This is a genomic window from Sedimenticola selenatireducens DSM 17993, assembly GCF_000428045.1.
Taxonomy (GTDB): domain Bacteria; phylum Pseudomonadota; class Gammaproteobacteria; order Chromatiales; family Chromatiaceae; genus Sedimenticola; species Sedimenticola selenatireducens.
The window spans coordinates 15,286-39,971 of sequence record NZ_ATZE01000021.1 but is presented as its reverse complement, the minus strand read 5'-3'; the positions used below and the strand labels follow the sequence as shown (position 1 = coordinate 39,971).

The 24,686-nt window shown below is 50.8% G+C and carries 11 protein-coding genes and 1 tRNA gene; 8 read left to right on the top strand and 4 right to left on the bottom strand.

All coding sequences use genetic code 11. The features are described 5' to 3' along the window. The first annotated feature begins 117 nt into the window (after positions 1 to 117). From A3GO_RS0114915 to A3GO_RS0114890, 7 genes are all read left to right on the top strand, one after another. Positions 118 to 3,438, top strand: coding sequence for an STY4851/ECs_5259 family protein (locus A3GO_RS0114915; RefSeq protein ID WP_037375559.1), 3,321 nt, complete (start codon positions 118 to 120; stop codon positions 3,436 to 3,438). Positions 3,439 to 3,451: 13 nt separating this feature from the next. Further along, a complete protein-coding gene (locus tag A3GO_RS0114910) occupies positions 3,452 to 9,712 on the top strand; it encodes a DEAD/DEAH box helicase (RefSeq protein WP_029134079.1) in 6,261 nt (2,086 codons plus the stop codon). Positions 9,713 to 10,021: 309 nt separating this feature from the next. Beyond that, positions 10,022 to 10,132: transfer RNA gene (locus A3GO_RS26200), tRNA-Ser, on the top strand. Between the two features lie 1,732 nt (positions 10,133 to 11,864). Next, entirely contained in the window at positions 11,865 to 13,349 is a 1,485-nt protein-coding gene (locus A3GO_RS0114905) for a nickel-dependent hydrogenase large subunit (RefSeq protein ID WP_245621750.1), read from the top strand. A gap of 16 nt (positions 13,350 to 13,365) precedes the next feature. Further along, on the top strand, positions 13,366 to 14,292 hold the full coding sequence (locus A3GO_RS0114900; RefSeq protein ID WP_029134077.1) for an NADH-quinone oxidoreductase subunit B family protein: 927 nt from the start codon (positions 13,366 to 13,368) through the stop codon (positions 14,290 to 14,292). A 21-nt stretch (positions 14,293 to 14,313) separates the two neighbouring features. Next, entirely contained in the window at positions 14,314 to 16,116 is a 1,803-nt protein-coding gene (locus tag A3GO_RS0114895) for a methyl-accepting chemotaxis protein (protein WP_029134076.1), read from the top strand. An 875-nt stretch (positions 16,117 to 16,991) separates the two neighbouring features. Continuing rightward, positions 16,992 to 17,756, top strand: coding sequence for an exonuclease/endonuclease/phosphatase family protein (locus tag A3GO_RS0114890; protein ID WP_157606834.1), 765 nt, complete (start codon positions 16,992 to 16,994; stop codon positions 17,754 to 17,756). Positions 17,757 to 18,026: 270 nt separating this feature from the next. Here A3GO_RS0114890 and A3GO_RS24055 read toward each other — a convergent pair whose 3' ends face one another. Together A3GO_RS24055 and A3GO_RS0114880 are read right to left on the bottom strand one after the other, a co-directional pair. After that, positions 18,027 to 18,671 (bottom strand): spondin domain-containing protein, encoded by a 645-nt coding sequence (locus A3GO_RS24055; protein WP_245621749.1) that lies wholly within the window; start codon positions 18,669 to 18,671, stop codon positions 18,027 to 18,029. A 168-nt stretch (positions 18,672 to 18,839) separates the two neighbouring features. Continuing rightward, a complete protein-coding gene (locus A3GO_RS0114880; protein WP_029134074.1) occupies positions 18,840 to 19,655 on the bottom strand; it encodes a DUF429 domain-containing protein in 816 nt (271 codons plus the stop codon). A gap of 231 nt (positions 19,656 to 19,886) precedes the next feature. Between A3GO_RS0114880 and asnB the strand changes: the two genes are divergently transcribed. Next, positions 19,887 to 21,764 (top strand): asparagine synthase (glutamine-hydrolyzing), encoded by a 1,878-nt coding sequence (gene asnB / locus A3GO_RS0114875; RefSeq protein WP_029134073.1) that lies wholly within the window; start codon positions 19,887 to 19,889, stop codon positions 21,762 to 21,764. A gap of 155 nt (positions 21,765 to 21,919) precedes the next feature. Here asnB and A3GO_RS0114870 read toward each other — a convergent pair whose 3' ends face one another. Together A3GO_RS0114870 and A3GO_RS0114865 are read right to left on the bottom strand one after the other, a co-directional pair. Further along, entirely contained in the window at positions 21,920 to 23,140 is a 1,221-nt protein-coding gene (locus tag A3GO_RS0114870) for a catalase family protein (protein ID WP_029134072.1), read from the bottom strand. After that, entirely contained in the window at positions 23,137 to 24,675 is a 1,539-nt protein-coding gene (locus A3GO_RS0114865; RefSeq protein ID WP_029134071.1) for a Dyp-type peroxidase, read from the bottom strand. Before A3GO_RS0114865 ends, A3GO_RS0114870 begins: the two co-directional genes overlap by 4 nt. Positions 24,676 to 24,686: the final 11 nt, after the last annotated feature.

Below are 24,686 nucleotides of genomic sequence, written 5' to 3'. Positions count from 1 at the left end.
CACGGCACAGTCGCTTTCAGCTGTTGAGTGGTATGTGTAACGGACAAGAGCCCATGTGGGTGACAAGACATTTAGCCTCAGCATTATTTGGTGAGTCTGTAGACCGGGATATATGAAATGAGCGCACAAATGGTTGTAGTAAATTCATTAAAGGCATGGCTTAGCGAGTTTCTGCTTGTTCGCAGTCTGTTCAAAGGACCCACCGGGCAGCCACTTTATGCTTATCAGGTAACCAGTGATGAGTATCGGCAATTACGCGGTCTGCTTGCCTCAACAGCTGGAAAAGCATTTGACCCGGTTCACGGAGGAAAGTGGGCTGCGCTATTTTGCTTGTTTACGGCTGAGTGGTTCCGCAGAGAATACGACGCTAGTGAAGGGGGGTGGTCCTGGAACGGCATTGAAGACAGGATCGATGTCAGTTTCAACCCCAATCAGCGCGCTAACCTTGTAACTGCAGGTTTGGAGGGGTATTGGCAACGTCCCGTACACTATCGTGAGAACGGTAGGGATCTGTTAGGTTCGCTGTTTTCTGAAGGGGGCTTACCCTGGCTGTTGGTGCAAAGTGACACGCACGGTTTTGCCCGCGCTGTGCGTTTTGGCCTTAAACACTTCTATGAGACACGCGGCAATCGTCGCTCCACATTTGATACGATGGCTGAGTGTGAGCATTACCTGCCGCAGACCTTCAGAAATGTCGAAACACGTCAGCTTCTTGCAGGTATCGTCGAACAGTTGATGAATCTGGTAACCAAATACCCTCTCAGGGATGTCGATGATTCTGCCAAATACCTGGATGCACATGCTCAAGCCTGGCGAAAGTCATTCCCTATACCCCTGGATGAGGCCAATGCTAGGGGATTGATAAATGATTGGCTGCGGGATGCTGGAAGGCGCCGCCAGGAGCGCAAAGACAAGGTCGATAGTCTCCATCCCTTTACCTGTACACATCAGTTACTGGGGGATTTACCAGATTGGCGTATCAGAACGAGTTTGTCGCTCCCAGATAAAGCAATACTAGACATAACGTCCCATGAACTCTCTACAACTCGCTTTCAGATAGCTTTCTATGAGGGTGAGAGTCTATTAGCCAAGGGATCTGTGACCTATGGACATGTGGCGGAAGAGCGCGTCGGTGTTCAGTTCCCGAAGACACAAATGACATTGGAACGTCGCAAGCCAGAAGAACCACTAAATCTACGTCTACTTGCCAATGGCCAACCTGTGCAGACCTTCTATTTTGAGGATGGTGGCCTCGAGTACAACGACTCTCCACTGATTTTTAAAGACTGTGGAGATGCGCGATATTTTGTGGCTAGTGCATCGTGCCTTCTGGAGAGTGAAAGGGCCTATATTAGGATACCTAGTGATTACGACTTGCTTGAAGGATCGGAAGGCGTAACTGTTGGAGTAGATCGCCATGGTGGGCAATGGATTGAGGTGACAGATGATGTCCGCCTTGGTAATGGAACAGATGTTGTTTCCGTGCGTCTCAATCAAAGCGTAACGGATGAATTTAGACCGTACCTGTCAGGGCATACCGCCATATACAACTCCCTTCCCAATACGGTTTATATGGGATTCCCTCGAGTGGAATTCCATGACGGCAGTGAAAATAATCATACGAATACCCGGCAATATGCTAATGGTGAACTAGTATCTGCAAAGAAATTGGAGGGTTTTGCTGGCGTAGTCAGCTATGCACTAAAAGATGAATCTGGTGAGACCTTACTACGCCGTCGCTTTGGGGTGCTGCCAGAAGGATTTAGAGTTTCGCTGTTTTCAGCAACTGCAAATAATCATGCACGGATTGTGATCAATTCGGAGTCTTTGACGGCACATGTTGTTAATGACGATATCCAGTCAGAATCTAAAAAGTCATCTGGCGATACGGTTATAAGCATTGAACATCTAGGAGCAGATACGCCTAGCCATTTGTTGCTCGATGTGAGTAGCAGTGATCGCTCAGAGCCTGTTCGACTAAGACTTCCTTATCCGTATAACGGGGCACGCTTGTTGGGCTCTGATGGCATGCCTCTGGAGAGGAAGGATTTGATTCTTGATGAGCTGCTTGGAACTCAGCTATTGCTTGTCTCAGATTCAACCCAGGGAAAGAGATATTTTATTACGCTTGAATTGGTAGCGAATACAGGTCAGAGACCGAAACGGCATTACGAGATAAAGATTGGTCAAGTACCTCAGGTAATTGACCTTTTTAGTTACCAACCGGATATGCTGCAGTTGATGGGGGCGGTCAGTTCTCAGGATGCCTACATAAGGCTTATAGTTGAAAGTGAGCGTAGGCTGCTTGATATGAATATCAAGCGCTACCGTGGGCGCGTGTACATCGATAGTATTGGAATACTAAAAGTAACTACAGACCGTTTGGATGATGATGTACTTGAGGCTCGCCCTGTCGCTATGCTCGTCTCTAACCCGCAAAGAGAGCCGGTGAGGATACCCGAGGCTGTTAGCGAAGGTGTAGGTACCGGTTGGCACAATATCCCAGCGGAAATGGACCGGGATGGGCCTTGGGTTATTTACCCCGCCAATGACTCACCTTCTAAATTTCGCCCACATATCTATGTGCCACCTGGCGACACTATTGCGCCCCCAGATGAGCCCGTGAGGACGCTACATAGTGCGGCGAAATATTTTCACCCCATTCATAGGCCGACAATGATCGATGAGGTAATCACTGAAATGGTGACAGACTTTGATCATTCAGGATGGCAATATCTCTCTGATCTTAAACAGAACTATTCACACTTGCCTCTTTCCACATTCGAAAGCTGGCTGTCAGTCTCGCGTAATAAGGAAGCCCTGGCTGCAGTAGTTTTCCGGCTGGCCGCCGATGAGGTGTTTTGTGAACGATTGCAGGATGAGTTGGCTGTTATTTGGGACTGCATACCAATCACTGTGTGGGCTTCTGCCAATCAACGAATGCGGAATTGGCTTATGTCAAAGAATATATCAGACGAAGTATTGGCATCTGTTATCGAGAGTCGAAAGTCGGTACTTAAAAGCATCACCTCAGGTTACGATTGTATAGATAGCTACTTGGAGCATGGTGACGCCAGAGGATGTAAATCCTTACCGTTGGAGGTATTCCTACCTGGTTGGTACCAGGAGTTGCGTCGTACGCATGAGTCAAATCGCCACTGGCCCACAGATCTTAGAGAAGATCTCACAACCTGGGTTCATCGGCAGGTACTTCCTGATGTGCTGGGTAGCCTGTCTTCGGTACATTTCTCTGATGCGGTAACATACCTGCCCATATTCATGGCACATGTATCAGCTGGTAAGGCGTCGATAGAAGAACTATCTCACAGTAAAGAATACGTAAAATTTGCCATAAAAATGATCTCGGATTTTGATCGTGAATCATGGTATCGCGCAGTGCATGCAGCGGTTCTTTCATTTGTTATCACTAATAACTAAGTAGATGTAGACGATGAATTACTTCAAGGATCTTGTTGAGCAGAGTCTGAGTCGTGCGCGCGAAGCCACACTTAGTGTTCTGGGTATTAGTAATGCTGGTTTGCGGGGGCACCTGAGTGCCCAGATGAGTGATGAGCTTGGGAAGGAGGGGTGCTTTCTTGCGCCTCCGGTCTTTGAGCATACCTTTGGGTGGCATCAATCGGATGAGTTGTTTGGCAGCCTGGCAGGTGGTCTTCTCTCTAAGGGCTTAATTTCAGCGCTAGCGAATGCGGATAACTACAAATTCACATCCGACATTCATCCTTACATACACCAGGTCAAGGCTTGGCGAACACTGTTAGATGAGAAACCAAAGTCAACCGTAATAACCACGGGCACGGGCTCTGGTAAGACTGAGTGTTTTATGGTGCCCATTCTGGATGACTTGATCCGGGAGTATGAGCAGATTCAGTCGCCACTGATTGGGGTTCGAGCACTGTTTCTCTATCCGTTAAATGCCCTTATAAACTCTCAGCAGGAACGCCTAGACGCTTGGACAAAACGGTTCGGTGATGGAGTAAGGTTCTGCTTATATAACGGCAAAACTGAAGAGCGCGAAAGTAAAGTAAGGAAGCAGCAGAAAACCTGTCCAAACCAGATTCTTTCGCGTGAACTGCTGCGGGCTGAGCCAGCCCCAATTCTGATGACTAATGCCACCATGCTGGAGTATATGCTGGTTAGGCAGGTAGATAGCCCAATTATCCAAAAATCACGTGACTCCAGGTCGCTGCGCTGGATTGTGCTCGATGAGGCGCATACCTATATCGGTTCCCAGGCAGCTGAGATGTCCCTACTGTTGCGAAGAGTCGTCCAAGCCTTTGGTAAAGACCCCAGTGAAATACGCTTTATTGCAACGTCGGCAACCATAGCCGACGACAAGGCGGATGAAAGACTAAGACGGTATCTTGCAGACCTCGCTGGGGTGACTGTTGATCAAGTTGTGGTTATCAGTGGAAGCAGGGTCATCCCTGACATAGAGGCTAACAGCAGTACTAACAACCTGGGATTAGATGAAATTCGGGGTATTGATCCCAATGAGGTCGTTTCAACTCAAAGGTTTGCAGCTCTGGCGTCAAATCCAGTAGCACAAAAACTCAGGCATGCTGTTGTTAACAGTGCTACACCACAAGGCCTTAATGCGTTGGTAGAGATAGCTAGGGATGGGTTGAAGGGGGAAACACGAGCCCAGAGGCAACGAGAAGTCCTAGAGTGGCTGGATGTCATGACTGGAACCCAGGTCTCTGAAAATACAGTACCATTCCTTAAGTTACGTATCCATATGTTTCAAAGGATGCTGCATGGGATCTGGTCTTGTGTAGACCCAGACTGCACCGCAAAATCAGATTCGTTTGAAAACTGGCCTTTTGGCAATGTCTATGTCACACAACGTTCCAGATGTGAATGCCACTCACCTGTCTATGAGGTAGGGTTCTGCACGGAGTGTCAGACACCTCATTTAGTTGCTGAGGATATTGGCGGTGAATTGCAACAACGTAGCCCCTATGCCGGAGATGAATTCGCTCTTACATATGATCTTAATGAAGAAGATAGTCAGCTTCTTGAGGAGGTTGGTCATATAGGAGGAAGGTATGGGGCTCAGAAGGTGGTTTTGGCGCCATCCACCTGTAATCATGACGAGTATCAAGAAATCGCCCTTGATGTCGACTCCCTTGGGTTAGGTAGGGTTAACCAAGGGCGTAGTATATCTATCCATATCTCGTCAGAGACAACCTCACAATGTGGATGTTGTGAAAATACTGGTGTGAGAGGGAAGGATTTTCTCAGGAAGTGTTACCTGGGAGCACCCTTCTATGTGGCTAATGCAGTACCGACTGTATTGGAGTTTTGCCCTGACCCAGTTAAGTCGGATAGTGACGGTAAGTCACCAGAGGAGCTTCCCGGGCGAGGAAGGAAGCTAATTACCTTCACCGACAGCCGCCAAGGCACGGCCCGCATGGCTGTGCGCATGCAGCAAGAAGCAGAACGCTCAAGATTGCGTGGATTGGTGTTTGAAGTTCTCAGAAATGAACAGTCAAAACGTGATCTTGAACCAAAAAATACTCCAACAGTAAGTTATGAGGAGTTGTTGAAGCAGGCAGAAACCCTCAAAGCCATGGGTTTGGCCAAAGAGGCTGAGAGTGTAAGAAAAACAGCAGAGGCAGGAAGGGATGGTTCAACTGAAATCGATCGCGCAGAAATACCATGGTCAGATATGGTTTCTGCTCTTGCAACAACAAAAGATATCTCTCAGTCCATCCTAGATTACAATAAATATTCTAATCCTGAACTGTTTTCTGGTAATGAAGCAGGTGCAGCGATGGCAAGATTATTACTTGCCAGAGAATATGCACGCCGTCCGAAGAATCAGAATAGTACCGAAACACTAGGCCTGGTTGGCATCGGTTATGCAGGCCTCGATAAGGTTATTAAGCCCCCTATGTACTGGCAAGAAACAACAGCCATACCTACGGAGGGTTCTTATTTATCTGAGAAAACAAATCTCACCCTCCAGGATTGGAGGGATTTTCTTAAGGTCGTCCTTGACTTCTATATTAGGGAAAACACCTTCCTCCGCTTGGATCCAACTATGCAAAGGTGGATGGGGAGCCGATTTACTTCTAAGACGCTATATCCCCCAGAAAGTGATGTCGTTGAGAGTACAACAGTAAGGGTTTGGCCGCAGATCAGGTCTGGCACCCCCAGTCGCCCTGTAAAACTACTCGAGCTTGGCTGTAGCCTTAATCGAATAATCAGTACAGATCGGGATAAGATTAATCTTTGGCTCAAGGAAGCATGGCAGGATTTAATCAAGGTGCACATCCTAGAACCGATGGATGCAGGGTATTCGCTGAATTTGACTACTTTGACCTTCTCACTCCCAGGGACTGGATGGGTATGCCCGCTAACACACAGGTTGTTCGACACAACCTTTAGGGGCCTGACTCCTTATCTGCCCAGTAAACTGTTATCCAGAGACTATCGGTGTACTAAAGTTGATCTTCCAGCCCTATTCTCATTCAGACCAGATGGTAGTGGCGTGTCAAAGCTCAGACAGATCCGCACTCAGGTTGCTGAAGACAAGGATGTTATTCGCTTGAGAAACGAGAATCTATGGACGGATCTCTGTGATAGGACTGTTGAAGGTGGATTTTATTACCGTACGGCTGAGCACTCGGCTCAGCAGTCAGCAGAAAAGCTCGACACTTATGAAGATCTTTTTAAGAAAGGTCGAATAAATGTTCTTAATTGTTCGACGACCATGGAAATGGGGGTCGATATCGGAGGAGTTTCTGCAGTAGTAATGAATAATGTGCCACCTCACCCGGCGAACTATCTGCAGCGCGCAGGACGGGCAGGTCGGAGAAGTGAGGCGCGCGCGATTGCCTATACGCTGTGTAAGGCAGATCCGCATAATCAGAGAGTTTTCTCACAGCCAGATTGGTCCTTTGTAACGGCAATACCAGCTCCGAGTATTACCCTTAGCTCGGATCGTATTGTCCAGAGACATGTTAATTCACTGTTGCTGGCTATCTACCTAAACAAAGAAACAGACTCGTCTGATAATACCAAGCTGACTGTAAGCTGGTTCTATGGTGGGGAAGACTCAGTATGCACTAGGTTTGTGGGCTGGCTGGGTAACTGCGCAGAGGAAGTGGAGGTTGTTGTGAGAACGCTTGTCCGAGGCACGGGGCTTGCTGGTCGGTCTGTTTTATCAATTGCTGAAGAGTCATTACTCTACCTGGTAGAGCTTCAGGAACGCTGGGTTACTGAATTGAATAACCTTAGAAGCAAGATGTCATCAGCAAAAGATGAACCCTATAAGAGGGCGTTGGAATTAGAGCTTGAACGCCATGAAAACGAGTATCTACTTCGTGACTTGGCGGCCAAGGCATTCTTGCCAGGATATGGGTTCCCAACAAATGTCGTTAACCTCAATACCTACAATATTGAAGACTTTATAAACAAGACACGTCATAAGGACGGTTTGCTGCGTGAGGACAATATCTTCACTTCGAAAGAGCAACCAACTCGTGGTCTTGATATTGCAATAAGGGAGTATGCCCCAGGAGCACAGGTCGTGATCGATGGGCGTGTGTACCGATCGGCTGGGGTGAGTCTGCATTGGCACTCTGGCGGTGCAATTAATGAAGCACAAAAGTTTGATGTGGCATGGCGATGCCCGAATTGTGGTGCTTCCGGCATCGTAGAAAATGCCTATTCGAACAGCTCCGATTTGACGTGTACACATTGTGCATATGAAATCCCATTAAGTGAAAAGAAAGATGTGTTGCGACCTTCTGGCTTTCTCACAGATTTTTATGAGTCAACCACTAATGACGTTTCATCACAAAAGTATATTCGCGTAGAACGTCCGCGGATCCATCTGGATGGTGAAATGATCGCACTACCAGATGAGCGATGCGGGTTTGTTCGGTTTGGGCACGAAGGGAGTGTTTTTTATCACTCATCAGGGGAGAATGAGAGAGGTTATGCGGTTTGCCTAAAATGCGGACGCGCTGAGTCGATGTTGAGTAACGGTGATGCACCACCAGCACTTTTGCCAGATAAATATCATCGTCCTGTAGGTGGCGCATCCGGTAGTAAGAAGGAAAAGGACTGTTCTGGCTCAAACGTGAAGGCAAATGTATATCTAGGTTATCACACACGTACAGATGTTCTTGAGCTATGCCTACGTAGTCCAAAAACAGGGACGTGGCTTTCTGATAGCCCGGAACATCAGATAATCGCAATGACGCTGGCTGTTGCTATCCGCGATGTTATTGCAGAAGTTCTCGGTGTGGCCAGTACAGAAATGGGCTTTAGCGTTCGTCTTGATAAGGATATTGATACTGGCGCAGGAAGGACGGTAATTCAGCTCTACGATCAGGTAAGTGGTGGGGCCGGATTTGTGCTTGCAGGGCTTTCAGATGTGGTTCAGCTAATTCGAAAGGCATCTAGCAAGCTCTCTTGCCCGGTAAATTGTGAGAACGTTTGCTCGCATTGTCTTGCGAGTCAGGATAGTAGAGTTGAGCTAGAGGAGCTCGACCGGAAAAATGCTCTTCGGTGGCTTTCAGAAAGTGATTTACTTTCTTATCTTGTGTTGCCGCACATATTTGAAGCGGTCCCGAATGCCACCTACTGCTCCTATGAGCCAATCCGATTTGTCCGTTCTGCTATAAATAAAGGGGCGGATTCCATATTGATAGCTCTCCGTGGCGACCCTCTTGAGTGGGATTTGGGCTCCACACAGTTCCGTGACAATGTATTGACCTGGGCAATTGTCGACAAACTCCGTGTGGCATTGGGGGTTGATTCGGCAGAATCACTTCCGGAGGATGTTAAGAGGGCTCTGGTCACACTTTGGCGTCTTGGTGTTCAAGTATTAGAATTTGATAAAAAATGGGATTCATTTGGAGTTCCAGTCACAGTGCAAATCAATAAAGGCTCCTCTTCACAGTCGCTGTTTTCCAATGACAGTAGTTCCTCGAATCCTGGGGATCATTGGCTTAAGTCAGGTAGTACTACAGTTTGGGTCTCATCGGATGGTGTCGAGCCATTATCAATAGAGTCTTTAGATATCTCTTCGTGGGATGTTGTAGAGGCTGGAGCTAAGGTCGTTGAGGTTACGAATGAGCTGAACGGACCTCTTCGTACTCTACCCAATAGGATGAGTGAGCTGCTTCGAACACAAGCCCCAGAGCTGCACAAGATGGTTGAGTCGGATAGAGCGGTATCAATTAGCTACTCAGACAGATTCTTAAAATCACCATGGTCGATTTTGTTACTAGGTAACTTCTTGGCTGTTTTTGCCAATGACAAGCTAAAAGCCATTGAGCTCAAGACATTGCGTTCTTCATCATCTAGGTTTGGCTCCGAGATTAAACATGACTGGATCGACTGGAATGTTCAAGATTCAATCCTAAGGGAGTGGGTAGGTAGAGTGTTGCGTGTAGATGTTGATGTCAAACTCATTGAACGACCATACGAGATGCAACATAGCCGTGAGTTAATTATTCAATGGGAATCGGGTGCCAAGAGTAAAATGATTTTAGATCAGGGTATGGGATATTGGCAACCGCGCGGCCCATACAGGAGCGATAGAAGCTTTGACTTCAATCTGAAGAACGATCAGCAGATAGAGAGAATGATTGAGAAATATAAAGTACTCGATATGTTGAATGCAGGAGCATGGCCAACCGTGCTTACCATTTTGCCACAAGCCCCTGACAGATAAAGCGGGTTGTACTACAAAGGGCCTAGATATACGAGTAGGGTGGAGAAGACCGCCGTCCACAAGGGAATCCCCAGGCGAGCAACCTGTTTGCGGTGATCCATTACCTGCAGGAGCAAGAGGGGATACAGCTGGAAGTCAAAGCCCGGAATGGTGGGTGGCCGAGCTAGCGCTGCCAGTCGGCTTAACGCTCCAGATCACCGATCCAACAGCGGAATGAGGAAAACGGATGAATCTGGATGGCAATCGGACTGTGCTATTATTGTGCTAAATCACAGGCACACTCAATTGTAAGTTATTGATAAGTCTACTGCGGTATAAAAAGGGCAAGCGACGCAAGTGACTGATTAATAAATAAATACTACTTTGATGTACTGGCTACGAACCAGGTGGTCGGAGGTTCGAATCCTTCCGGGCGCGCCATATAAACTAAAGCTCACCTTCGGGTGGGCTTTTTTTATATTGCATGTAAAGCAGATTCGAAACTCCTACTTCAAACGGACGGTTCGACGAGGCCCGCAGGGCCGAAGCAAGAGCGTGAAGCGCGAGTCATCCTTCCGGGCGCGCCATCTAAAACAGGTGTGTACCGAGCACATAGGTCACACTTTATACCGGAGAGATAGGTAACACTTCGGTCAAGAAAGGGTTGGGCGCAGGCTCAACCCTTTGTTCGTTTTCATCAAAAAATCCTAAGTCATATTGCATAAAGCTGACAAAAAGCGGTTAGTGTGAAAACACCAACGGTTTTTTCGTTTTAGCACCCATGTGTGGGAGCGGGAGTTTTCTCGGTACATACCGTTTGTTGCCTGCATCAGATTGCCTCGTTCGGCCACAGAGTAGTGCGTCGTGATATGCCCGACTTTTGTTCTGATGATTTCTGATATTTCTCATAACTCATGCCTATTGTACCTTGATGCTGTCTGTGTGTGTTTCAGATCATAGACCCGCACAGTAGCTAAACACCTGTGCTTAATTTCAGATGCACTGTCTGTTTTAGTGGGGATGTTCAATGCTCGGAAAACCGGCTTGTTACCTAATTTTCGCCATGTACATATATGGTTTCGTTACTATGATAATTTTTACTAAAGTAATCGTGTTGATTGGCCGTTACATATGAAAGTAAAATTGAACATGTAATCAATGCATGGGAAGTAAACCTGGTTTTAAGCTGGGTACAGAAAAATAATAAATGTTGTGGTAGTAGGCAGGAAAATATAATGAGTACAAGGACGCGGGAGCGTAATAAGTCATTCTTGGTTATTTTGTTGCTGCTCATCGTCAGTCTTGTCGGCGGTCTGCCAGCAAGTGACGCGACAAATTATTTCCAATTGTTGTTCGTGTCTTTGTCTCTTGTTGTTGGGTTGTCGTGGCTTTGTACGCATTTAGCGCAATCACCAGCGGTTACATTCAAAAGTGAACAACTAATAAAAACTACTCTGTGTCATATCCAAACTGATTGTTCCAACCTCCGGTTCGGTGGGCTTTCACCTAACTCTTCGCCTGTATGACGGCGCTCATCTTGAACTCGCTATTAGTAACGGATCAGGCCATAACACACATTGTCGCAAGGCTGTATGACAATTAATGAACTGAAAAGCATGGTTAAGGCAACTGCTCCCATCCAAAGTGAAACAGGTGAGTTATCGTCATTAAATGATGGGTTGGTATCCGTAGGGCGCTACGCAATGATTGAGCGACATCGTTCCTGCGATGATGAGATAAAGAATAAATAAGAAATGAGTAATACGTTCTTTTGGAACGTGAATCAGTGTTATTAAAGAGTCAACCTTACGAGCAAAGCGATGCTGGTTGTCGATGATTCGCCTTCATGAGGCGGATCGCGAGTATTGTCCTGAAAGGGCAATTTGGATCGCAAATAATACAAATGGCCGGGATGGTGTAATGGAATTTGTTAAATGGATCAGCTGAATCCAATTGAGTTGGTTTACCCCCTGGTGGTTTAAAAAAATGGCGGCTCCGTATGGACACCCGCTCGCGGTTCTACCGCTAAAGACTCGCAATGTCAGGAATGCTTGTTTCACTACAGCCTGACACTGATCAAATATTGTTAAAAATAATAAGAGAGGAATGTATGAGGCGTGTAGTCATTGATCCGGTAACGCGCATAGAAGGCCACCTAAGGGTGGAAACGCACATGGATGGTCGAATCGTGACCGACGCCCGTTGCTCCGGTGACATGTTTCGTGGTATCGAAAAGGCGCTGATTGGCTATGATGCCCGTGTCGCACAACAGGTCACCCAGCGAGTCTGTGGGGTTTGCCCGTACGCCCATGCCGAGGCGGCCGCTCTGGCATTGGAACAGGCCATGGGGTTGCGACCCAATGAGAATGGCCAGTTGCTGCGAAACCTGATTGTTGGCGCCTATCAGCTTCAGGATCATCTGCTTCATTTCTATGTCCTTTCTGCCTTGGACTTTGTCGATATCACTGCCATTCTCAAGTACCACGGGAATGACGCGGGGCTGAATACCTTAAGGGATTGGGTGCGCAGTGAACTGGATAGTGGCAAGATCTTCCCGGCTGCCCCTTTTCTGCCGCGTTACGAGGGTGTCTACGCGAAGGACCAGGAGCTCAATATCTCTGCTATTAAAGGTTATCTTGATGCTATTCCGATAATGGCCGATCTGCACAAGATGGTGGCAGTATTTGGTGCCAAGGCACCTCACCCGGTTGCCATTGAGGCGGGTGGCGTGACTACCCTTCCGACCATTGACCGGATAAATAAGTACAAGACCTGGCTGGCTGGGGTGGGGCACTTTATTCGGAATCAGTATCGTAACGACCTGCTTGGGGTGGCCAGCGTATTTCCCACCTACTTTAATGAAGGCAAGGGCCCAGGCAACTTTCTGACCTTCCCCTATTTCCCCGATTCGTCAGGCGAGAACCACGCCTTTGTCGGTGGTGCCACACTCGGCGGAAACTATCAGGCGCTGGATCTATCACGCATTACAGAAGACCACACTCACAGTTGGTATCGGAATGAACCCTCTTCGGGCCTTAAACCGTTGCAGTCGACAACACTGCAACCGCTTGATTGGGATGAATACCAACAGGAAATTGCGCGCAAGGATGGTAAGTACAGTTGGACACGTGCCCCCCGCTATGGTGGTGAGGTAATGGAAGTTGGACCGGCGGCGCGAGTGATCAATACCTATCGAAGCGGTCAGCATGATGATTTTAACCGTCAGATTGATGGCATCAATAGGGAATTGAATATTGGACTGGGTGAGTATGATTCTGTGATGGGTCGCCATCTGTCACGGCTGATCTGCTCGTTGCAGATCCTTGAGCGCTTAGAGGCGCAATTGCACGAGGTGCAACCGGACAAGAGTGCTTTTATCGAGCAGGATATGCCGAAAAACATGCGCGGTTATGGTCTCACAGAAGCGACGCGTGGTGCACTCGGGCATTGGATTGAAACGCATGATAAGGGCTATATCAGTAATTATGAAATGATCGTCCCGACCACCTGGAATATGTCGCCGCGCGATGCGGCAGGACGGCCGGGGGCGGTTGAACAGATGTTGATTGGTACCCAGGTCGCCGATCCAGAGCAACCGCTGGAACTGGCGCGCATTGTGCGTTCAACAGACCCGTGCATGGCATGTTCTGTTCATTAGAAGTGGGATGAATACGATGGAAAAAATCACACGGCGTGAAGCATTAAAGAAGGTTTATGGTGCGATTATTGCCACTGGTGCGGCCTCATTTCTAAGTTTTGATGATCTCCTGGCAGCCGATAAATATGTTGATAAAAGACTAAACCTGGTCTGGTTGCACGGTAGCTCCTGCTCCGGTTGCTCCTGTAGTTTTCTCGATATTGAGTATGTTCCAGTGCTCGATATTCTGAGCCGTTTTGCCAATGTCATCTTTCATCCCGATCTCTCATTGGCCACCGGTGATCAGGTGACCGGGATATTGGATCAGGTTGTCGATTCTGATCTTGACTACCTGCTAGTGGTAGAGGGATCAACTCCAGTCGGGATGCCACATGCCTGCCTGATGGGGCACAAGCCTTTTGTTGAGTGGGTGGTACCCATGGCGAAACGTGCAACAGCGTGTGTTGCTGCCGGTACTTGCTCGGTGTTCGGTGGCGTCACGCGTATGAATGGTATGCAGACCGGGGTACAGACTTTACCTGAACTGCTTGCAGCGCAGAATATAGCCAAGCCTCTGGTGAGCCTGCCGGGCTGCCCAATGAAACCTGAGCATCTCGTCTACACCTTGTTGCATTATGCGATGAAAGGGACGCTGCCTGAGCTTGACTTGCAGCATCGACCGATTCATTTTTTTGGGCGTACGATTCATGAACGCTGCAATTACTACGCAGATTTTCAGGAGAAGCATTACGCCAGATACATTGGAGATAGTGGCTGTCTCATCAATCTTGGTTGCCAGGGCGTGGTTACCCGTAGTGACTGCATGATAAACGGCCACAACAATAATACGAGTACCTGCATTAAGGCCGGTCATCCCTGTGTAGGGTGTGCGAGTGAGCATTTTCCACGGCAGATAATGTTGCATCGTCATGATGACCCGCGGGTCATTAAACGCAAGTTTTAAGATGCGTAGCGGAGATTAAATATGAGTACCCGCCAGGAATTACGTATTCACCTTACAAACTCGCTACTCTTTCGGGCCCTGCTCTACCTTGGTGTAAGTGTCTGTATTGTCTCACTATTGTCCATTGCAATTTACTATCAGCGTCAGAACATGCTCCTTGAGCAACGTATTGTCGAAACCGGGCACGGGCTGTTATCAACACTGGTTGCTGATTCCAGCGAATCAATAAACAAAGGGCAGCGACAATCCTTCCAGCACGTAATTGATAACTTCTCGAAAATTGACGAGGTTGATAACGCTGCGCTCTACGCCCGCTCTGGATTAATGACCTATAAGTCGGGTGAAGTTACCGTTGGCAAGCCGTTTAACCACAAGGATGGGGTTTTGTCCAATCCCAACCGAGAGCTCTTTGACGCGACACGTGGCCGTCACCAGAGAGAAGACTGGAGCGTCCGTGACTCGAGTGAAACGCCATCTACAAAACAGCATATAGAGACGGTGCGTTCAAGCGGGCATGACTGTGTCGACTGTCATTATACGATCGATCCTGCGATTGACTTCGATGAAACCGGACGTGCTCACTTTATGGAAGATGACAAAGCGCATTTTTTCCAGCGACTGACGGCGACTTCAGAATGTGTGGTCTGCCACACCAACTGGCGTGAAGGTGAGACGGGTGGTTACCTTCGGGTCAGTATGGACAACAGCTACGCGGTGGCGCAGAAAAACGAAAACCTCATTGGTGTTCTAATAATCATAACTGCGGTGCTGTTGCCTGCACTCATTATCGTACTGTTAGTCTTTCGCCTTATCATCTATCGGCCGATCTACTCCCTGATTCACAGCATCAATGACCTGACCCAGGGGGAGGGAGACCTGACGCTTAAACTGAATGACAGGAAGCAGGATGAAATGGGTCTGCTCTCTCGGCTTTTCAACCGTTTTATTGACAAGATCCATATTATCGTGTCACAGATCAAGATGCGGATGCACGGTGTACAACTTGCCGCAACCACACTGGGCGAAAAAAGCCTGACCATTAGTGCCAACAATCGAGATATTGCTGCGGAGCTCAGTGATATTGCTGGACAGACTGATTCGATGAAGAATTCATCGCAGCGGGTGCTGGCGGCGATCAATCACATTGATTCAGGATTAAATGACATAGTTCGTGCCATGCAACAGTCACGGACCAGTTCACAGCACAACCGAGAGTGCACTGATCAGGTGGTTCAACGAGTCGAAAAGGTTTCGGCACGTATGCAGGCCATTATCGATAACTCACGTCAAGTGGCGACACAACTTGAAATGATTGACAAAATTGCGAAGCAGACCAACCTCATATCCCTCAACGCCGCTATTGAAGCCGCCCGTGCAGGTGAATATGGGAGTGGGTTTGCAGTGGTCGCCAGTGAAGTGCGTAGCCTTTCTGATGAAACAGCGGTGCTGACCAGTTCAATCAACCAATCTCTCGGTGTTTTTGTGAAGGAGATCGAAATGGCGGAACAGGAGGTAATGGCCACTAAGGATATGGTCAACGAGGTTACCGAAACTTCACGTGCTACCGAGCAGGATCTCTCAGCTGCAGTTGATCAGGTCGACAGTCTGAAAAACGAGTTCACCGAGGTGAATGCCGCTGCCCATGAGCAGGACGAGATTGCCGATCGTATTGCCGATAACATTCTCAAGGCAAGCAGTGAAGCGAATAAGACCCATGAAGTATCGCAAAGCCTGTTGACACTTGCGGAGCAATTGGTTCAGTCGGTGAATGAGGTGGAGAGTGAGACTTCCAAGTTCAAAACTGGTGCTGTACTGACAACCTGAGAGAGCCGGCTCGTGGGAGCAGCGTCAGCCGCGAAATTCGCGGATAAATCTGCTCCTGCAAAAGGATTGTCCCTCATGCAACAGGTGACCGGGATAGCGCCCTTTATCTGCGTATGCTTGGTTTATTCATGGGTCCTTTCTTTTATCGATTACTGGAGTGTCTGAACGGCTATCTCCTGCTTTGGATCTGAAATTTACCGTCCGGTTTCTTTGTTGGTGAGTGGGAGAAATTCCATTAGAAGTCTTTTTGATGCCCCGCCAGGTTGCGCTTTCTTAATGTTCGGGATGGGGTAATCGAGCCTCAAGTCTGAGGCGCTCTTCCATCCGGTTACACTCATTCCAGTGCATCAGGGTCTCCCCAAATGCGGAAATGTGTAACCCATGTCTCCGGTATTTCTTGAATCACACACCTTCAATGATCCGGGTAACCCCATCAATGGTGAAGGACGCGAGCTTTTCAATTCAGTTGCAGATATGACTGGAAGCGTTACCGGTTGGCTATAACGGCTATATTCTTTATATCAACCGGGCCATTGCACAGACCCAGGGCCGATCCCGGGTGTTTTATTCGAAAAATGCCCTGGAAAGCAAAGTCCATAACAACACCGATTTATTACCGGGCTGTCATGATGGAAGTGCAAGGATTTCTCTAAACCCGGTGTCTGACTATTGAATCCATTCGAGGCGTAGCGATGGTACCTCACAAACAGGAACACCCCGCGTTTATCTACGCGGTGGAAACAGAACGACAGGCGCTGGTGTCAACAAAAGCGCTGCGCGGCGTCCCACCGAAGGCCAGTAACCGGCTATTGACGGCCACATGGAATTTAACGAACTTTGGTCTTCAGAAGCGTACGGATGGTGATCTCGCGCTCATGGCTGAGATAATTTCCTGGTTTGATCTTGTGGCGATCCAGGAAATCGCTGATTCGCTGATCCACTTGCGTCTGCTACTGAGTCATCTGCCCGCCAGTTATCGGGTCATTCTTTCCGATATCGGCGGCAATGATGAACGGGCGGGGTTCCTCTATGACAGTGATAAGCTCACCCGACTGGAACTTGCCGCGGAGGTGGCGGTGCCGCCGAGTGATCGGCGCTATATTCGTTTGAAGGGGGTCTCTGGTGCGTTCGAGGGTTTTGATCGTAACCCTTATGCGGTGGCATTTCGGGCAGGTGCGCTGGAGTTTACCGCGGTTTGCGCCCATCTGTTCTTTGGCAGTCACGCCTATTATGATCAGGACCGGCGCGCGCTTGAGGCCTATGCGCTCGCTCGTTGGGCCGATCAACGCCACAAGGCGGCAGGAGCCTACTCTCAGAACATCCTGGTGTTAGGCGATTTGAACCTGCCGATTCGGGGCAACTCCAGCAATGTCTACAAGGCGTTGAAAGCCAAGCGTCTGATACTGCCGCAACACTCCACGTCCATGGGCAGCAATCTCGCGGGCGACAAGGATTATGATCAGGTGGCATTCCATGCCGGTGGCATGCAGGAGGCCTATCGGGGGCATTCAGGGGTCTTTGATTTTGATCATGATCCTTTCTTTACCGACGCCTGGACTATTGGCCCTGACTATTTCAATAACGCAGTGAAGTATCATATCGCGGACCACAGACCCTTGTGGGCAGAGTTTGAAATATGATGGTGCTGTATTTTCTCGCCCACAGCTGAACCCTGAGAGATGCCTATATGGTCAGGCTCTCCATAACTGTCGGCCAAAGATCCGAATTTGCGTTTAACGGAACAACATTTAGTGCCTCGGAGATTGCCGAGGCACTGTCGCAAGAGCATCGTTTTATCCCGGGCTAGTCGTCATTACCTACCCGAAGCACCAGCTTGGCCACGGGTCCCTGCCAAGTGTGGACTCTGGCGTCGAGATCACTGTCTCCGCTCAGTGGGTCGTTATCTCCCGTCACACCCTGTGAATATGGATGGTTGGATTGTGGTCCGGGCCCACAGTGGCTACGCCCCCCGTCCCGGTGTTGCCTCCGGGATCGGCGGGGATTCCAGGGACACCGGGTGCATCGCCACCGGTGATGATCTCATCATTTGCCTCGGTGCCGGCGTCATAGCCGCGCAGGTAATAGATGTAGGTACCCTTTTTTTTCGGGACTGGCAAACCATTAAGGCCAACGAAGCCGTCATTCGTGGGTAGCAGCATGGCGACAATTGAAAGGAACCGGTGGTTGTTTCCCGGTAGGTTGAACACTGCCTCGGTGCTCGCGCCTGGCGCCAGGAGTCCGGCCGCCGGATTGGCAATGTATTCGCTGCCGACCGCTTCAAGGTCATCGATCAGTCCATTAATATTGCCACCCTCGGCCATGGCCTGAAGATGGGGTGATGCCGCCGTACTGAGTTCAAAAAGGCGGGTGTTACGGTCATGAGCGGCCACCAGTAGTTCGGTAAAGTAGGTGGCATTGGTTATATTGGTGATTTCAACACTGATCTCGCGGTCTCTTGCGATGACATTCGCAGAGGTTAATATGCTTGCGGAAATCAGTAAGGCCGTCAGACTTTTTTCATGATGGTCTCCTTGTCGGTATGGTGATTCAGTCACCGACCGTATGCTCCATGTTTGAAGGCACTGGTATCGGTTGTTTCCATGCTGCACAGAGGAGTGTGGGCGTATAATTTTTCATCGGAGTTACGCTGCCATCACAAATGTGTCACGTAGAGACCTCCGGTTACCACTGACCGAATGGCCCATATTCCCGAGCCTGGTGCATCATGGACTGGTGGTCGGATGGGTGATCCACCCTTCCAGCGGATCAATGGTGGTTGGCAGGCCATAGTTGCTGTGACGCCTCGTCCACGCCCATGCGGCCTGGATGGCGCAGAGCAGGGCGTCGAGATGATCCGCGCCGGGGTCATCGGCCAGGCTGTTTGGCGCTTCCACTGTCAGGCCATGGGATGGCTGGACACCGTTTTTGTTGACGAGGTTAAGTATTTCCATTCTCGCTTTGTATTGCTCCCGGGTCTGTTTGGCTTTGCTGTCCTGCTTGTAGCTTTGGCGACCGATCAGGCTTCGGGCCAGAATGCCGGGATACGCTTCGACGACGATCCGTCGCGGGTCACCTTGTTGCAGGCCGTGTATCGTGACACCGGCTTCTTTGATGCGTGGCGCGCCTTCAAAGAACATCAGGCCGACCGGTGTTCCATAAAGCTTTTGCGGGCTGATGGATCCGGCGGCGATATCGGTTGCGCGGCGATGCTCCTTGTCTCCTGCGGGGCGGTCTTTGCGGTAGTCATCCAGTGCGGAGCGAAAGCCCTGGCGTCCGAGCTGTTTGGCATGATCGACATAGCCCTGCCAGGTATCCGGCCAGCCGATGGTCTCGATGAATCGCCTGGACTGCCCGAATGGGAAGTCGATCCCGGCGACCCATGGGCCAGGCTTTCTCAGGGCGGCCTCGAATGCCGCGAAGTCCCGCCACTCGGTCAGATTACCCGCGCGGAGATGAGTGTCTTCAAGCACGGATTCCAGGCAGGTGATGGGTTTGCTGCGTTGCGGGCGGCTGGTGAAATCAATGCCGTAAATAATCATGCGTCCATAGTGGCACTGCTTGGGCCGGCGATCCAGAATAACTCCCCGTTGAGCTGAGGCGGTGCGCGTTGTGCCTCCGCTGGATCAACCTGATCCAGGGAAAAGTGTGCGCAATTGGTCCGAAAGTAGGGTGGTGGATATGGCTTTGCCAGAAACGTTGTGGGAATATGTCCGGTTTGTTATCGGCGAGCAGCCCTTGGTGGCGTTTGTGATGGGAATGGATTTGGCGATATGTGTGGTTTTTTTCAGGTAATACAGAAGACGGTTCCTATATCAAGAGAGAAATTCACTGCTGCTCTGAATACGCTTCATCATCGGGGACCCGATGATCAAGGCGTTCATTATCTGGATTTCAACACACCGACGGCCGATGGGGAGGTGGTCTGTCACGCCGCTTTCGGGCATCAGCGGCTTTCAATCCTCGATCTCAGTGATCGTTCGCATCAGCCGTTCCTTAGTCAGGACAAGGTGTTCCTGTATAACGGAGAACTGTATAACTACCGGCAGATCGGGGCGGAGCTGAAAAAGCAGGGTGTTGATTTTCGCACCACGGGTGATACCGAAGTTTTCCTCAGATCCGTCGTCTCCGGAGGCGCCGGGGCGCTGGCCGATTTTAACGGTATGTGGGCATTCAGCCTGTTTGATGCAGGCAGAAATGCTCTTTTCCTGTCACGCGACCGGTATGGCAAAAAGCCGCTTTTCTATTATCTCGATGATGAGGTGCTCTGCGTCTCCTCCAGCATCGGCGCCATCAAGACATATCTTGGGCTGAATCTGGAATTTCGTCGTAGCGCGCTGCTGGACTATTTTCTCTTTGGGTCCATGCATCCCTCCGCCTCGGCTGAGACGCACTTCCAGAAAATCTCTCAAATCCTGCCTGGCCACTACTGCACCTTTGATTTCAGCCGGTGGGAGATGACAGGCGCTCCCTATTTTGACTGGCACCATCCACCCGCAGGTTCAACGGGAGATTACCAGCAGCAAGACCTGGTCGAGGTGCTTCGGGACAGCGTCGCTTCGCGGCTGGTGTCGGATCGCCCTGTGGCACTGCTGTTGTCGGGTGGGATCGACAGCTCGCTATTGCTGTCGGTGCTCTACAGCGAGAAATTACAGGACCAGGTGAAAATTTTCATGGGCGATACCGGCCGCTCCGATGATTACAAATATGCCCAAAAATGTGTTCAGGAGCTTGGCGTGGCTGCGGAAACCGTGGTACTGGATTACGACAGCAATTCGTTTGAACAGTTTTTGCAGGTATGCCGGCACCATGAAAAGGCGTTTCCCTTCAATGGCAATGCCATGGCGATGCCGCAGATGTACGAGGCCATAGCCCAGCAGGGGATTCCGGTAGTACTTGACGGAACCGGTGGCGACGAATTGTTCGGCGGGTATTGGGGCCGGCAGTTTCAGGCGGCAGTCCGCGATGCAATGAGGCGGCGTGACTGGGCCTGGATCAAGCAGAGTTATGCCTGTGACGGCAAGGTCAATAATGTCCGCAGACATATTCGGGATGCCTTCTGGCCAGCCCGGTATTTGAATGCCAAACAGTCCCTCAAGACCCGCGTGTCGGCGCAACTGCATCCGTTGCTCAATATACCAGCGCCGGAGATCTGGTCGGCGAAAAATCCGGATCCCCTGAATGATCTGGGTCTTGGTTTTACCGATGTCCTGTGCAATGACATCGCGCCGGGAGGGCGCCTGGGTGAATGGATATGGCACAATGACCGCAATGCCATGATGGCCAGTGTGGAGAACCGTAGCCCCTTGCTGGACATGCGTCTGCATCCATTTGTTTTTTCCGGGTACCGAAAGAAATATGCCGATTGCTGGAACAAGCACGAGTTGCGGAAGGCGTTTGACGCCTTACAACCCCTGCCGACCCAGTGGCGCAGTCAAAAACAGGGATTTCGGTGGGATGGAAAACATTTCATCAATAATAATCGGACCAGGATTATGGAGTTGATAGAGGCGACGGAATGCCTGTCCGATGTGGTCAATACGAAAAGACTGCTTTCCCTGGCCCGGAAGTATCCCAATATCCTGAGATCTTCCCTGGGCAAGCGTACCCTCTGTATTGCCGGGCTGGAGCAGAGCCTGATTAAAAACTAGCCGGAAGGCTTTTCCGGCTGTCGTTGTTCATCAAACTCGATTATTCCTCTCAGCGAAGTGAAGTTGGAATGGGCGGTTAATCTTTTCATGCAGCTGGGGCTAGTCGGAACGAATCCCAACATCACGCCACATAAAACCTGCCGGTTTGTCCAGGGTTACTCGGGATCGGCGAAAACCTCGTCGCCGGTCGGCTCCAGATGTGAGACGTCATTCATTTCCTGACGAAATTTTGAAAGCTCATAATACATGCGTCGGCGCGCACGACTCTGGTTGCCAAGCGGACGGTGTTCCGGGATGCAGTGCCAGGGGTTGATTTTCAGGCGCTTGGCAAACTCGAACTGTGCCGCCGAATCGAATTTCTGCCGGGGAATATGGATGGTTGCCGCCGGAATGTAGGGTGACAGTTTTTCCGGCCAGCGCACCGCGGCATTCTCAATCGGCATGCGGTGCGGATCGGTCTGCAGCTGGATCTGCAGATCAAAGGTCACATCCTTTTCATCCAGCGTTTTCACCATGTTGTCGCGTAGGTAGTTGAACGGCGGCGAGCCGAACGGCAGGCCGGGAATATCTTTGGGTACCCCGGTTTTGGGGGCAAACGAGTACATCATCGCCTGGCCCTCGCCGAGCAGATAGGGCACGCAACTGTAGTAGCGGTGGCCCAGGGGGTTGAGCTGGGTTTCGTTCCACAATGCCTGCATGATGAAATCCAGGATATGTGAATCGAACGGGTTGATAAAATAGTAGATCGGCATGTCCACCAGGCTCCAGTACTGCAGCTTGGCATTTTCCCGCACGTCCGGGGTGACGAAGGTGGGGGTGCAGACTCCCATCATGTCCTGGGTGAACTTCTCCTCATCCATCAGCTTCTCGCCCGGCACATCCATGATTTTGATCGCCATGCTGGAGAATCCCACGTCGCGGATATCCGCCGGTACGTCCGGACCGGGACCGGAAAAGCGTACGTAGGCGGGATAACTGCGCTGGCTGGCAAAAATCCCCTGCCGCAGATGCTCCGGCAGATCATCGCGAATAGTCACCGTGGCCCGGACGATGCCGTGGGTCTTGGTGTTGCCACCACGCTCGTAGCCGCCGGGTTTGAAGTGGCCTCGCATCTGATCGGCCATCAAATCGATAATGTCGTCAAGCGCCTGTTCCTCCCAGGGAAATATCTTTTCCTCCGCCGATCCCAGTCCGTAATCGAGGCGGTTGCGGTTGATCAGGTACTGCAACAGTCTGGCGACCGGCTCGCGGGTCAGGCGATTCAGCGTCGGTCTGAAGTAGGGCTCCAGGCGACGTTCTATGTTCAGCCCCGCGACCAATAGCCGATGCAAGACATCTAATACAGGATAAAGCCGTCTGCGCAGCGCCTTGTTCATGATGTGGCCTCGTCCTTTGTCATCGCAGCATTGGCCAGGTAGCGCAAGGCCCGAATACCGGGCATGAAGAAATAAGCGCCGCCCTGCACGGTGATGAATTGGGGCATCGTGTGAATGCAGTGGGCCGGGCCCTGGGGATCGGGTTGGCTGAAGTGATTGGTCGACCGGCCATTGGCGAGCGGTTGTCGGTTACCCAGCAATGGGTCGGCCTCGTTCTGTACCCCGCCAAACTTGCTGCCCATCGACCAGGCGTTCTGCACAAACTCAAACTGGCGCGAGATATTGGCGACCAGGCAGATGAAGTGCAGGCCCCGTTGTGCCTGCGCGGCACCTGTTTCCAATGCCTGTGCCGGCGACAGCTGTTCACCGTAGACGCGGCCGCGTCGCAACAGTCGATGAAAGCGGGTCGAGGCGATCAGGTCATCGCCGGGGTGTTGGCGGCCAAAGCCAAATATCCGCACCAGGCGTGACAGCATGCCGGTCACGCCTGGAGGAAAATCACCCGTCCTGGGATTGGAACGGCGAATATGCGCACCGACCGGGCACTGTTGGCCATGCGGGTCCCGGGCAAAATCAAACTGATTCAAGGCGACCGCTGGACCGCTGTTTTCAATCCCCTCGATTGGTTGCCCGGTGCGGTCAACCAGCGGCGTGCCGTCGCGCTGACGGCCCACCATGCGGCTGGCCAGTTGCTCCCGCTGCTGCGGGTCTCCATTGGCCTGCTGGTCCAGGAACTGCCAGAACCCGGGCACATCCTGATGCAGTTGCCGCATGACCAGATAGCTGCCGTTGCGTCCCAGATCCTGCAACTGTGGCTGTTCTTCCGCTACGGGCAATAGCGACGCCCGTTTGTCAGCCTTGGGATCAACCAGCGGACGGTGGGTATATTGGCCGTATTCGTTCGGGTAGCCCAGTAACAGTTCACCCAGGGAGAGCAGGTTGGAATATCGGTCCCGTTGGTGCAGATCGGTGGTTTGTCGGCGTTCCCAGTCGATAGCGGGCTGGCTGATGCCATCGGTAAAACCGAAGGGTTCGATATTGCCGCTGTCGACCGTGGGTAATTCCGCAACTATCCGAAACGCCTGACCGAACAACGGGTCCTGGATGGTCGTCTCCTTCCATGCCGCCAGTTGGCCGGGTTTGGCATACAGCATCAACAGCAGGTGCGGCACGCTGTCCGGTGTGCCGCCCCAGGTCCAATGTTGCGGAGCGTTGTCGGCCACATCACCTAGGCGCCGTGACCGGCTGTCATCAGCGGCCATGCCGGAGAGAAACGCCTCGGAGAAGCCTTCAAGCACCGCTTCGTCCAGACACAGGGCGCGCAGGCCGCTGGCAGTGACGGCCACTTGCAGTGCCGTTTCCGGGGGTGGGTTACTCCACTCGGCGCTGCTGACGGGAGCCGTCTCCAGCCATTCACCCGCTTTTGCGGCATCGGTAATGTCGAGTAATAAAAACAGCGCCTCCCGCAGACCACCATGCCCGAAACGGGCCAGTGCCTGGATATCGCTGTATTCCGGGTTGCCGGGTCTGCTCATGGTCGCTTCCG